Annotated in this window: 12 protein-coding genes; 4 read left to right on the top strand and 8 right to left on the bottom strand. The window is 56.8% G+C overall.

Annotated elements, in window-relative coordinates:
* Positions 1–21: 21 nt before the first annotated feature.
* Both pqqA and ABLV08_RS01790 read right to left on the bottom strand, forming a co-directional pair.
* Entirely contained in the window at positions 22–93 is a 72-nt protein-coding gene (pqqA, locus tag ABLV08_RS01795; RefSeq protein ID WP_002905689.1) for a pyrroloquinoline quinone precursor peptide PqqA, read from the bottom strand.
* Between the two features lie 138 nt (positions 94–231).
* Positions 232–1,251: a dipeptidase gene (locus tag ABLV08_RS01790; protein ID WP_063421241.1), complete on the bottom strand. Its 1,020-nt coding sequence runs from the start codon at positions 1,249–1,251 to the stop codon at positions 232–234.
* Positions 1,252–1,498: 247 nt separating this feature from the next.
* On the opposite strand from ABLV08_RS01790, the gene ABLV08_RS01785 reads away from it, so the two are divergent.
* The 4 genes from ABLV08_RS01785 to ABLV08_RS01770 all read left to right on the top strand — a co-directional run bounded on the left by ABLV08_RS01785 (position 1,499) and on the right by ABLV08_RS01770 (position 5,946).
* Entirely contained in the window at positions 1,499–2,491 is a 993-nt protein-coding gene (locus ABLV08_RS01785) for an alpha/beta hydrolase (RefSeq protein ID WP_042897365.1), read from the top strand.
* 86 nt (positions 2,492–2,577) lie between these two features.
* Complete coding sequence (locus ABLV08_RS01780; protein ID WP_032708104.1) at positions 2,578–3,315, top strand: response regulator; 738 nt, start codon at positions 2,578–2,580, stop codon at positions 3,313–3,315.
* Entirely contained in the window at positions 3,315–4,667 is a 1,353-nt protein-coding gene (locus ABLV08_RS01775) for an ATP-binding protein (protein ID WP_047056868.1), read from the top strand. Before ABLV08_RS01780 ends, ABLV08_RS01775 begins: the two co-directional genes overlap by 1 nt.
* A gap of 88 nt (positions 4,668–4,755) precedes the next feature.
* Positions 4,756–5,946 carry a cytochrome c biogenesis protein DipZ gene (locus ABLV08_RS01770; RefSeq protein WP_348855470.1) on the top strand — a complete coding sequence of 397 codons (1,191 nt, stop codon included), beginning with the start codon at positions 4,756–4,758 and terminating at the stop codon, positions 5,944–5,946.
* Between the two features lie 67 nt (positions 5,947–6,013).
* Here ABLV08_RS01770 and ABLV08_RS01765 read toward each other — a convergent pair whose 3' ends face one another.
* The 6 genes from ABLV08_RS01765 to tenA all read right to left on the bottom strand — a co-directional run bounded on the left by ABLV08_RS01765 (position 6,014) and on the right by tenA (position 12,309).
* On the bottom strand, positions 6,014–7,495 hold the full coding sequence (locus ABLV08_RS01765) for an aspartate aminotransferase family protein (RefSeq protein WP_161798787.1): 1,482 nt from the start codon (positions 7,493–7,495) through the stop codon (positions 6,014–6,016).
* A 9-nt stretch (positions 7,496–7,504) separates the two neighbouring features.
* Positions 7,505–8,890 (bottom strand): diaminobutyrate--2-oxoglutarate transaminase, encoded by a 1,386-nt coding sequence (locus ABLV08_RS01760; RefSeq protein ID WP_015366536.1) that lies wholly within the window; start codon positions 8,888–8,890, stop codon positions 7,505–7,507.
* Positions 8,891–9,197: 307 nt separating this feature from the next.
* A complete protein-coding gene (locus ABLV08_RS01755; RefSeq protein ID WP_047056864.1) occupies positions 9,198–10,127 on the bottom strand; it encodes an ABC transporter substrate-binding protein in 930 nt (309 codons plus the stop codon).
* A 27-nt stretch (positions 10,128–10,154) separates the two neighbouring features.
* Positions 10,155–10,895: an ABC transporter permease gene (locus ABLV08_RS01750; protein WP_348855469.1), complete on the bottom strand. Its 741-nt coding sequence runs from the start codon at positions 10,893–10,895 to the stop codon at positions 10,155–10,157.
* Positions 10,892–11,617 carry an ABC transporter ATP-binding protein gene (locus ABLV08_RS01745; protein ID WP_032708098.1) on the bottom strand — a complete coding sequence of 242 codons (726 nt, stop codon included), beginning with the start codon at positions 11,615–11,617 and terminating at the stop codon, positions 10,892–10,894. The genes ABLV08_RS01750 and ABLV08_RS01745 overlap by 4 nt, the downstream gene beginning before the upstream one ends.
* Positions 11,614–12,309, bottom strand: a complete 696-nt coding sequence (tenA, locus tag ABLV08_RS01740; protein ID WP_032708097.1) for a thiaminase II — start codon at positions 12,307–12,309, stop codon at positions 11,614–11,616. The genes ABLV08_RS01745 and tenA overlap by 4 nt, the downstream gene beginning before the upstream one ends.
* Positions 12,310–12,360: the final 51 nt, after the last annotated feature.

Raw genomic sequence — 12,360 nt, 5'->3', positions numbered from 1 at the left:
CACGGACGGCGGGCGGAGCGATTAGCGGTTGGAAATGTACAGCGTCACTTCCAGACCCAGACGTAAATCAATAAAAGCAGGTTTCTTCCACATCGTTTTTTCCTCTATAAAAATGCGACATCAACGTCTTCGGTTGTGTCGGTTTTGTGATGGCCATCAAATATTGCCCCTCAGGGAGACAAAGGTCAACCGGCAACATGTAAGCATTTAACCTTATGTTTACAATATAACCTATTGTTGCCAAACATTTTTTAATACCTTTTGCCAGTTGCCCCAAAGCAGTTTATCCAGCACCAATTGTTCATAACCGCTATGGCGCAACGCGTTGATTAGCCGTGGTAAACCGCTAACATCGCCCAATTCGTCCGGCAGGGTGATGCCGTCAAAATCGGACCCCAACGCCACGTGATCGTCGCCCATAATGTTAATAAGATAGTCGATATGGTGAACGATGGTAGCTAATGGGGTGTCGCTGTCGCGTTTGCCGTCGGCGCGCAGGAAAGCGTTGCCGAAATTGACGCCGACCACGCCGCCGCTGTCGCGAATCGCCCGCAGTTGTTCATCGGTGAGATTACGCGGCTGCGGGCATAGCGCGTGGGCATTCGAGTGGGTGGCGACCAGCGGTGACGTCGAGTGTTGGGCGGTATCCCAGAACGCTTTTTCATTCATATGAGACACGTCAATCTGCATCTTCAAGGCATTGGCCTGCTTAATCAGATCGATACCTGCCGCTGTCAGTCCAGGCCCAGTGTCCGGGCTGCCGGGAAAGGAACCGTTAACGCCGCTGCCGAAGCGGTTTGCAATGTTCCAGAACGGACCAATGCTGCGGACCCCGGCGGCATAGAAGGCCTGCAGGTCGCCGCCCTCGCCATCAAAACCTCCGGCGCCCTCAATATGCGCCACCATTGCCAGTACCTTATCCTCGCGGCATCGTTCGATATCCGCCGCGCTCAGACATAATCGCAAGCGTCCAGCGGAGTGCGTGACAAGTTGTTTCAGGATGGCCAGTTGCTGCCAGAGGATATCGATCGGATCCCATCGTTGGCTGGCGTATTGCGGCGCCATACGGGCAATATATTCCTGCGGTGGCACGAATAGCGCGAATAGCCCGCCGGCAAATTCGCCTTGCAGCATGCGCGGATAGTCGAGATGACCGTTCTCAATCCCGGCAAAGAAAGCAGTTGAAGGATCCTCGCGATGGTGAAGCCATAAATTGAGCAGCAGGTCATTGTGACCATCAAAAATCGCCATAGCGCGCTCCATCTGGTGGTTGTACTGGAAATGCCTGACACGGTAACTGATTTGTTCGCGGCGGCAAGTGGAAACTCACAACTTAGCAACAATCGCCAAATCTGGCGTTTGTATCACACTGTATCAATCGGCAAACCTCATACATGGCGATGCAAAAACACGATAAATCCCACACATGCTGGATACACAGGCCTGATTAACTGTTCACGTACTTGCTTAACGCTTCCAGATAAAAGGTGAAATGAGGATGAACAGATTATCCGCAATCCGTCATGTCAGCGCTACGGCGCTGTGTCTCTCCACGCTGTGGTCCGCCAGCGTGTGCGCTGCTGAAGACGCAGGCGCTTTCGACAAGGTGCAACAAATCAACGCCGGCGATTTGAATATCGGTTATGTCGATATTGGGCCACGCGATGGCCAGGCGGTAATTTTGCTGCACGGCTGGCCGTATGATATTCAAAGCTACGCGCAGGTAGCCCCGGCGCTGGCGCAGAAGGGTTACCGGGTCATCGTGCCGTATCTGCGCGGCTACGGCTCCACCCGTTTCCTGTCGGCTAAAACGCCGCGTAACGGTCAGCCATCGGCGATGGCGGCGGATATAGTGCATCTGATGGATGCGCTAAATATTAAGCAAGCGGATTTCGCTGGCTTTGACTGGGGCGCGCGTACAGCGGATATCGTCGCGGCACTCTGGCCGCAGCGGGTTAAGTCGCTGGTATCGGTGAGCGGTTATCTGATTAGCAGTCAGCGAATTGGCGAGAAGCCGTTACCGCCGCAGGCGGAACTGTCGTGGTGGTATCAATTCTACTTTGCCACCCCGCGCGGCGAGGCGGGCTACCGGCAAAATACCCATGACTTTGCCAAATTTATCTGGCATCAGGCTTCGCCGCGGTGGACATTCACGGATGCCACGTTCGCCAATAGCGCGAAAGCGCTGGATAACCCGGATCACGTTGCCGTCACCATCAGCAACTACCGCTGGCGCCTGGGGTTGGAGCAGGGCGAAGCGAAATATGCGGCCTACGAACAGCGACTCGCGAAACTGCCGGCGATTAGCGTACCCACGATTACCATCGAGGGGGAAAACAATGGCGCGCCGCATCCGGCGCCGGATAGCTATCGGGCGAAATTCACCGGTAAATATGAGCATCGGGATTTCAAAGGCGCAGTGGGACATAACCCGCCGCAGGAGGCGCCAGCGGAATTTGTTCAGGCGGTTATTGATGCCGATCGCTTATAAGCCTCACCACGCCGCAAGCGCAGAGTTGCGCTTGCGGAAAAGCCGCATATGCTTTTCATGAGCTTATTTTTCCGCAGGAGCCGCCTTTGGAACGTATTGACCACATCCTGGTTGTCGATGACGACCGCGATATCCGCGAACTGATCGTTGGGTATCTGGAGAAATCGGGCTATCGCGCCAGCGGCGCAGCTAATGGCAAAGCGATGTGGTCTGTACTTAAAAACCATCAAATCGATTTGATTGTCCTCGATATCATGCTGCCCGGCGATGATGGTTTAACCCTTTGTCGTCAGTTGCGCAATGATGGCCAACAGGATATCCCGGTGCTGATGCTGACCGCGCGTAGCGAAGATAGCGACCGTATACTTGGTCTCGAAATGGGGGCCGACGATTATCTGGTGAAACCGTTCGTGGCCCGGGAGCTACTGGCGCGGATCAAAGCCATCTTACGCCGCGCTCGCGCGCTTCCCCCCAATTTACAAATCAGCGAAGCCGGCAGGCTTATCGCCTTTGGCGACTGGCTGCTCGATACCTCGGCGCGGCATCTACTGGACGAGAGTGGCACAATTGTGGCGCTAAGCGGGGCGGAATATCGCCTGCTGCGGGTGTTTCTTGATCATCCTCAACGTGTGCTCAACCGCGATCAGTTGTTGAATCTTACCCAGGGGCGTGATGCCGAACTGTTTGAACGGTCTATCGATCTGTTGGTGAGCCGCCTGCGTCAGCGTCTGCGGGAGGACGCGCGTGAGCCCGCCTATATCAAAACCGTGCGCAGCGAGGGTTACGTGCTGTCAGTGCCGGTGTCGATCCGCGAGGCGCGATAATGAAAGTGTGGCCGGCGTCATTGCAGTCGCGCTTAATGATAATGATTTTTCTCGCTCTGCTGCTCGCTAATGCCCTGACGCTATCGCTTCTGCTCTACGAGCGCATGAGCAGTGCCCGTAGCGTCATGCTGGGCAACCTTGAATACGATGTCGCCACCAGCGTGGCTATCCTTGATCGTCTTCCTGCGCAAGAACGGCCGCATTGGTTGGCGCGTCTGGCGCGCGGTAACTACCGCTATCAGCTTTCTGCCGGACAAACTGGCGATTATCCCACCAGCTGGCGTACCCGTGATGCGGTACGCTCGTTACAGGAAGCCCTGAGCGGTCGCTATCCTGTGAGTATTATCGCCGTCCCTGGACCGCGCGAACATATTCAGGCCCACGTGACCCTGCGCGACGGCGCGCCGTTAAGCATTGACCTGTGGCCAAAGCTGCCGGCCATCGCACGTTGGCTACCGCTGGTGCTGGTCGCGCAGTTTCTGTTACTACTATTTTGCGCCTGGTACGCCGTCCGCCAGGTGGTCGCGCCGATGACCCGCTTTACCCGCGCCATTGATACGCTGCAACCGGCTACTCCGGCTGCAGGGCCGCTGGCCGAGAAGGGACCACAAGAGGTGCAGCGCGCGGCGCGCGCCTTCAACGCGATGCAAAAGCGAATACAGGACCATTTGCAGGAGCGCGCGCGGATCCTGGCGGCGATCTCCCACGATTTGCAGACGCCGATTACCCGTATGAAGCTAAGAGTCGAGATGGCCGACCAACCGGCACTCCGCGATAAGCTGTTACAGGATCTCGATAGCATGACCCGACTGGTTCGCGAAGGCATCGCGCTGGCACGATCGGCCGAACCGCTGGCAGAAGGGCCGCAGCGGATGAGTCTCAATGCGTTACTGGATAGCATCGCCTGTGATTATGCCGATATCGGTAAAGCGGTCAGTTTTCGTGCCGGTAAAGGGGTGGACGTCATGACGCTTCAGCCGCAGGCGCTGCGGCGGATCATGAGTAACTTAATCGATAATGGGCTGAAATACGCCGAAAAGGTGGAAATCAGCCTGAGTTACCCGCCGAATGGCGATGTTATCATTCACGTTGTTGATGACGGCCCCGGCATCCCGGAAGGAGAGCTCACCGCCGTACTGCAGCCGTTCTATCGCCTCGAGCAGTCACGTAATCGCGATACCGGCGGTACCGGTTTGGGGCTGGCAATCGCCGCCCAGCTCGCCGGGCAGATGCAGGGAAGTTTGACCCTGCACAACCTGCAACAGGGCGGTCTTGAGGCGCGGGTACGTCTCAATGCCGCCGTTTTGTATCCTTCTGTATCCATTCCAACTGCAGATAAATCCATATACTAAACCGCCGTTTCACGGACATATCCGCCATACAGTCGCCTGTTGTAATGCTGACGTTGCCACTTCGGCAACGTTGCGAAGGAGAATGATCATGGCTGTTGTGATTGCATTTTTGGCCGGTATGTTGACGCTGCTCAGCCCCTGCACCTTACCGGTGATCCCGCTGGTGTTTGCCAGCGTAAGCGGGCGTAAGGGGCAACTGATCCTGTTGTTGTTCGGTATGGGGTTGATGTTTACCGCTGTATCGCTGCTGGCCACGGCGGCAGGGGGATGGTTAGTCAATCTGACTATCGTCGGGCGTTGGCTGGCGCTGGGCTTTTTGGTCGTTGTGGCTATCAGTTTGCTGTCATCACGCGTTGCAGGCTGGCTCGGATCGCCAGCGGTTGCGCTGGGTAATCAACTTAACCAACAGAGCTATCGTTATGGCAGTGGTCTCGCTTCAGTGTTTGCCGGACTGGCGATTGGACTACTTTGGGCGCCGTGCGCGGGACCGGTGCTGGGGGCGATATTTAGCCTGGCGTTGTTGCAAGGAAATTCAGTGATTACCGGTATCTTGCTGCTTTCCTATGCCAGCGGATGCGCGCTGATGTTGCTGCTATTGGGGTGGTTCGGCGCGCGGCTGATTTCCCGTTTGCGCGGTGGTCAGGTGATAAGTGGGCGGTTACGCCAACTGGCTGGCGTGGCAATGTTGGCCGCAGTGGCATTAATCGCCAGCGGTAGCGATCGTTATCTGCAGGGCGCCAGCGGTTTAACCCATCGTCTGGAGCAGCGGCTCAGCGCGTTTATGCCCCAGGATCAACAACGAGTTCGTCTGGAGCCGATCGTTGCGCCGCGGCCAACCAGCGCTATGCCGGAATTGCAAGGCGGTACCGCATGGATTAATAGCCCGCCCCTTACCAATGCGGCGTTAAAGGGCAAGGTGGTGCTGATTGATTTTTGGACCCGCGATTGCATCAACTGTCAGCATACGCTGCCTTATGTACGGACGTGGGCCAATAAGTATCGCGATGCGGGGCTGGTGGTGATTGGCGTACATACGCCGGAATATCCGTGGGAACGGTCGTTGCCGCAGCTTCGTGAAGCGGTCAGCCAGCGGCAGCTAAACTATCCGGTTGTCGCAGATAACAACTACGCCATCTGGAATGCGTTTGGTAATCAGTACTGGCCGGCGCATTATTTCTTCGACGCGCGGGGGCAACTGCGTTATACCGCCTTTGGCGAAGGCGATTATGCCCGTCAGGAGCAGGTGATCCAACAACTGCTGCGCGAAGCGCGGACGTGAGAGGGAAATAAAAAAGCCGATAACAGCAGTTATCGGCTTTGCAGGACACTTGCTAATCGGCAGTGTCTTATTTCGCCAGCAGTTCCTGGGCGGTGCGTTCAACGAGGCTCAGCAAGACCTTCACATCGTCCAGCGTCACCACCGGGTTGAGCAGCGTCAGCTTCAGGCAGGTTACGCCGTTATGCTCGGTCACGCCGACGTTGGCGCGGCCGGATTCCAGCAGGGCGTCGCCCACGCGCTGGTTGAGCAGGGCGATCGCGGCGCTATCACTACCAGCCATTTGCGCCGGACGTGAGCGGAACAGCACGCTTGCCAGCTGCGGCTGCATGACCAGCTCCAGCGTTGGCTGAGATTTCACAAATTCCGCGACGTTTTTCGCCATCGTCACGCCATGATCGATGATTGAAGCGTATTGTTTCTTGCCCAGTGCCTCAAGCCCCATCCACAGCTTCAGCGCGTCGAAGCGGCGGGTGGTCTGCAGCGATTTGGAGACCAGGTTCGGAACGCCGTGTTCTTCATCAAACTCGGAGTTCAGATAGGCCGCCTGATAGCGCATCAGCTCGTAGTGGCGAGCATCTTTCAGCAGGAAGGCGCCGCAGCTAATGGTCTGGAAGAACTGCTTATGGAAGTCCAGGGTAACTGAATCCACTAACTCCAGGCCATCGAGGTAATCGCGATACTGCTCGGAGAGCAGCAGCGCGCCGCCCCACGCGGCATCAACGTGCAGCCAGATCTGGTGCTCCGCCGCGATACCGGCGATATCACGCAGCGGGTCAATCGCGCCCGCGTCGGTGGTACCAGCGGTGGCGACGATGGCCATGATCTGCTCGCCGTTGGCCTGCGCTTGCGCAATCTTGGCCTTCAGGTCGGTGACGTCCATACGGGCGAATTCATCGGTTTTCACCAGCGTGACCGAGCGGTAGCCAAGCCCCATCAGCGCCATGTTCTTCTGCACCGAGAAGTGGGCGTTTTCCGAGCACAGCACTTTGTACTGACGAATGTCGCCCGGAATACCATCCTGTTGGATGGAATGCCCCTGACGAGCGAAGAAGGCGTCGCGTGCCAGCATCAGGCCCATCAGATTGCTCTGGGTGCCGCCGCTGGTGAAGACGCCGGCATCGCCAGCCGGATAACCGACCTGCGCACGTAACCACTCGATCAGCTTCATCTCAATGATGGTGGCTGAAGGGCTCTGATCCCAGGAGTCCATGCTCTGGTTGGTGGCGTTGATCAGCACTTCCGCCGCCTGGCTGATAACCAGGCTTGGGCAGTGCAGGTGCGCCACGCACTGCGGATGGTGCACCGACAGGCTGTCTTTCAGGAAGTACTCGATCGCACGTTCAATCGCCGCCTGGTTGCCCAGACCCTGTTCGTTAAAATCAAGGGTGATGCGCTCACGGAGTTCATCAACGCTTTTCCCCTGATACATTTCAGGTTGTTGCAGCCACTGCGCAACCGCCTGGCTGGCCTGGGAAATGACCTGCTGGTAAGCGTCAATGCTTGCCGCGGACCCAGCCAGAATCGGATTCAATTTGGACATTGCGGTCACTTACTCCACTCAGACCGGTTTTACGCCGGCGGCCAGCAGGGCCTGTTCAAACTTGTCGAGGAACACTTCCAGCTCCGCGTCGCTAATCAGCAGGGACGGCAGCAGACGCAGTACGCAACCGTGACGGCCACCGCGTTCCAGGATCAGGCCAGCTTCGAAGCATTTCTTCTGCAGCAGCGCGGAGAGTTCGCCGTCAGCCGGGTAGCAGCCCATATGATCCTGCGCCTCGTTCGGCTTCACGATTTCGATACCGATCATCAGACCGAGACCACGCACGTGACCGATAACCGGATAGCGTTTCTGCATTTCCGCCAGTTTGCCTTTCAGCCATTCGCCCTGGGCGGCGACTTTGTCGGCAATCTTGTTATCACGCAGATGGCGCAGGGTGGTCAGACCGGTGGCCATCGCCAGCTGGTTGCCGCGGAAAGTACCGGTATGATGGCCAGGTTCCCAGGCATCGAACTCTTTCTTAATGCCCAGAACCGCCATTGGCAGACCGCCGCCAACGGCTTTCGACATCACGATGATGTCCGGCTCGATGCCGGCGTGTTCGAAGGCGAAGAATTTACCGGTACGGGCAAAGCCTGCCTGAACTTCATCGATGATCAGCAGAATGCCGTGCTCTTTGGTGACTTTGCGGATGCGCTGCAGCCACTCAACCGGCGCCGGGTTCACGCCGCCTTCGCCCTGTACGGCTTCAAGGATAACCGCTGCAGGTTTGCGAACGCCGCTTTCCACGTCGTTGATCAGGTTTTCGAAGTAGTAGGTCAATGCCTTGACGCCCGCTTCGCCGCCGATACCCAGCGGGCAACGGTAAAGGTGTGGATAAGGCATAAACTGGACTTCCGGCATCATGCCGTTGACCGCCGCTTTGGGCGACAGATTGCCGGTCACGGACAGCGCGCCGTGGGTCATCCCGTGATAACCGCCGGAGAAGCTGATCACCGCCGTACGGCCGGTGTATTTTTTCGCCAGTTTCAGCGCGGCTTCAACGGCGTCAGCGCCGGAAGGACCGGTGAATTGCAGGCAATACTCTTTCCCTTCGCCCGGCAGGCAAGAGAGCAGGTATTCAGAGAAGCGATCTTTTAACGGTGTTGTCAGATCGAGGGTATGTAACGGCAAGCCGCTGGTAATGACACTTTGGATGCTCTGCAGTACTTCAGGATGGTTATGGCCCAGCGCGAGGGTCCCGGCGCCGGCGAGGCAGTCCAGGTACTGTTTGTTATCCGCATCGGTCAGCCAAACGCCTTCGGCTTTGGTGATAGCGAGCGGTAACTTGCGAGGGTAACTCCTGACATTCGATTCGAATTCAGCCTGACGAGCCAAAAAGGTTTCGTTGTTCGCGTCCAATAAATCTGCACTTAAAGTATCAATACGGACTTTATCCGTCATCATATCACTCCCACAACCAGCGTTACGTTTGAACTCTGGTTGAATAAAATGGTTTAGAAAATTGAATCGGCATTCATAAAGCGCGCACAATATATGGCTTTTTAAATCCGCATTCAATCTTTAATTTAAGGCGCTATTTTGACGCGATTATTACATACAGGAATGTCAATATAATTGGCTGATTTTAAAACTAAATTTCGATTGTTTTTAAAACCATGGAAAGTGTAATTATTAGTGAGAAAGTCTATATATTTTTATTACCGCTTCGCTGAATGACTGACGGAAATACTTCCGTCAGTTTTATGGTTACTTAACGCAGTTCGATCGCATAATTTGCTAAAGGTGTTACTTTTTTCACCAACTTATTGTTATATAAAAATTGTTCATACGCGTCGTAGCGCGGCTTATCTAACGCTGCCGGATCGGTGGCGAACAGCGGCACACTCTGCAACCACGCCTGCTGGTTCAGTTCGGTATTGAGTTCCGGATGCGCTTTGGCAAATCGCTGCCAGGTTTGCTGCGGATGCGCGCGCAAATAGCTCACTCCCTGCTGTAATGCGTCGAGAAACTTTTTGATTTTAGGGGCGTTGACCTCGGCTTTGTTTGCCACGATCACCAGTTCGTCGTAAGCGGGCACGCCATAGTCTTCCACATTCATGACCACCGGTCTTTTGCCCTGCAGTTTGAGTTCCAGCGCTTCGATATTGCGATAACCGCCGATAACGGCATCGACCTGGCCGGCCAGCAGAGCGCTGGTGAGCTGGAAATTAACGTTGATCAGTTTAATGCTGTTAGGGTCGATGTTGGCGTGCTGCGCCATGGTGGCCAGCGTCGCTTGTTCAATACCGCTCACCGAGTATCCCACTTTTTTCCCTTGCAGATCGGCCGGAGATTTGATGCGCTGATCCAGCGCAATCACGGTATTCAGCGGCGAGTGGATCAGCGTCCCGACGCGAATCAACGGCAGTCCTTCATCGGCGAAGAAGTGAACCTGCGGTTGATAGGTTATCGCTAAATCCGCCTGGCGAGCGGCAACCAGGCGCGGAGGGAGCGCCGGGTCGGAAGGGGGGATGATGTTGACATCCAGCCCGGCATCCCGAAAGGCGCCAATCTGTTCCGCCACCATAATAGGCGCATGATCCGGGTTGATGTACCAGTCCAGTACCAGGGTCAGCTTTTCATTTGCCGATGCCTGGCCGCAAACCAGCAGAGTGAGGCCGGCCAACAGAGGTATACGCATATCTCTTCCTTATTATCTGTTGATAAGTTATTCCGGCGACCAATTGATCAGCCGGTGCAAAAAGGCATCGACCGCCAACCACAGCGCGATGGTCAGCAGCACTAAAATAAACAATGCGGCGAAGCAGATATCGGTTTGCAGGCGAGCATTGGCATTCAGCATTACATAGCCAAGCCCCTCGGCGGAGCCGACCCATTCGCCAATAATCGCGCCAATGGGGGCGACGGCGGCGGCCATCCGCAGGCCGGAACCGAGCGCGGGTAGCGCCGCCATCAGTCGAACATGGCGCAACTGAGCGCCAAAGGAGGCGTCCATGGTACGAGCCAGATCGAGATAGTCGCGATTGACCCGTTGCAGACCGTCAAAGAAAGCCGAGGTAACGGGGAAGAAGATAACCAGCACCGCCATCATAACCTTGGCGCTCATACCAAAACCAAACCACAGTACCAGCAGCGGGGCGAGGGCGAATACCGGAATGGCCTGGCTGGTCAGTACCAGCGGCATTACCCACCGTTGTAATCGCGGAGACATGGTCATACAGAGCGCCAGCACCATACCGAGCGCGACGCCGAGCGCCATTCCGCTGAGAATTTCGCTCAGGGTGACAAGGGTATGGCTGGCCAGATAGCTACGGTTATTCCACAGCGCTTCAGCGACCGCCGCAGGAGAAGGCAACAAAAAAGTGGGAATGCCGCTGTAGCTCGCCAACTGCCAGAGCAACAGTAGGCCACAAAATACGCTGCACCCGCGCAGTAACTTGCCCCTCATCCGTTCGCCCTCATCAATTGCTGCAGCAGCTGCGCCTGGCTTGCCAGCAGCGCGGGATCATCCGGGGCGCGAGGCGGGATTCCGCTTAAATGATGACTATCATCAATCCTGCCCGTCGGCGAAAGCACCAGCAGCCGATGGCTGAGGCGGCAGGCTTCCATCGGGTCGTGGGTAATGAGCACCACGGTACGCCCGGTGAGCAAGCGTGCGGCCAGGGTCTGTATCCGCGTACGGGTAAGCGTATCGAGGGCGGAGAACGGTTCATCCATCAGCACAATGGGGCGATCCTCATAGAGGGTGCGTGCCAACGCCGCGCGCTGGCGCATCCCACCGGACAGCGCGGCCGGGCGTTCATCAGCGCAGGAGGCGAGCCCGACCAGCTCAAGAAGCTCGTTTACCCGCGCGTTATCGGCCTTTTCACCGCGCAGCCTGGCGCCGAGGGCGACATTTTCCCGCACGTTAAGCCACGGATAGAGCAGATCTTTTTGCCCCATCCACGCCAATCGCGTAGTAACAGGAAGGCCATCGCTGGCGACGACGGTTCCGCGGGTTGGCGCCGCCAGCCCGGCGATAATACGCAACAGGCTGGTTTTGCCCGCGCCGCTGGCCCCCAGCAGCGATACCCATTGCCCGGCGGCAATATCAAAGGAGAGATCGCGAAAGAGGGGCCGGGTGCCAAAGCGCAGACATAAATCGCGAATGTGAATACCTGGCGCCATCACCCCTGGTCCTGCCCGGCGGCGTTCAGTCCCATCTGCCAGAAATTACCTTCCAGCCGGGTAGCGGTAGTGAATATGTCGCTCAGTCCGGCTAACCGGGATTCCGCGCCGCGCTGTTGCCAGAGCGTTTCCAGCAGGTCGATCGCCGCGTTGACGCCGTGAAGATAGCTCTCGTCGCCGTAATTGCGGATCCACGGCGCGTAGGGGTTATCGTGCAAGTTGGTTTGTGGGTTGTGCAGCAGACCAAGCCCGATCTCCGCATAGCCCGCGACGCAGGGCAGCAGCGCCGCCAGTAGATCCAACGCGTCGCCGGAGTGGCCGATATCCAGTACGTAGCGGGTGTAGTTGATGGTTTCCATCGCTTCGCTTTGCAGGGCCATAGCGTCTTCGCTCAACCCCCATTGCTCGCAATAGCCTACATGTAGCGGTAGCTCAGCAAGGATGGCATTCATCGAGGCGGCGGCGGCGCGCATCTCCGGCAACGTGCGAAGTTTGCTGACCAGCAGGGCATAGCTGCGGGCGAAATGGATTAGGAACAGATAATCCTGGGTTAAATAATGACGAAAGGCTGCCTGCGGCAGCGTACCCGCGGCTAATTGCTGGAGGAAAGGGTGCGACACGTAGCGTTGCCATTCGCCACCGGCCTGCTCGCGCAGTCGACCGTAAAGACCTTGGGTAAAAGCGGGAATCATCATGGGACCTCCTGAAAATAGGGGGAGATCCGGGCGTGCAGAAGTGTGAACAGG

The sequence above is a fragment of the Klebsiella sp. CN_Kp088 genome (assembly GCF_040064335.1).
Classification (GTDB): Bacteria; Pseudomonadota; Gammaproteobacteria; order Enterobacterales; family Enterobacteriaceae; genus Klebsiella; species Klebsiella aerogenes.
Note: the sequence above shows the minus strand (reverse complement) of the source record. Positions and strands in the feature narration are given on the sequence as shown.

Bases quoted from the DNA above. Each gene is read 5' to 3' on its own strand.
- ABLV08_RS01790 (WP_063421241.1), bottom strand. From the start codon at position 1,251: ATGGCGATTTTTGATGGTCACAATGACCTGCTGCTCAATTTATGGCTT.
- ABLV08_RS01785 (WP_042897365.1), top strand. From the start codon at position 1,499: ATGAACAGATTATCCGCAATCCGTCATGTCAGCGCTACGGCGCTGTGT.
- ABLV08_RS01775 (WP_047056868.1), top strand. From the start codon at position 3,315: ATGAAAGTGTGGCCGGCGTCATTGCAGTCGCGCTTAATGATAATGATT.
- ABLV08_RS01770 (WP_348855470.1), top strand. From the start codon at position 4,756: ATGGCTGTTGTGATTGCATTTTTGGCCGGTATGTTGACGCTGCTCAGC.
- ABLV08_RS01760 (WP_015366536.1), bottom strand. From the start codon at position 8,890: ATGATGACGGATAAAGTCCGTATTGATACTTTAAGTGCAGATTTATTG.
- ABLV08_RS01755 (WP_047056864.1), bottom strand. From the start codon at position 10,127: ATGCGTATACCTCTGTTGGCCGGCCTCACTCTGCTGGTTTGCGGCCAG.
- ABLV08_RS01750 (WP_348855469.1), bottom strand. From the start codon at position 10,895: ATGAGGGGCAAGTTACTGCGCGGGTGCAGCGTATTTTGTGGCCTACTG.
- tenA (WP_032708097.1), bottom strand. From the start codon at position 12,309: ATGATGATTCCCGCTTTTACCCAAGGTCTTTACGGTCGACTGCGCGAG.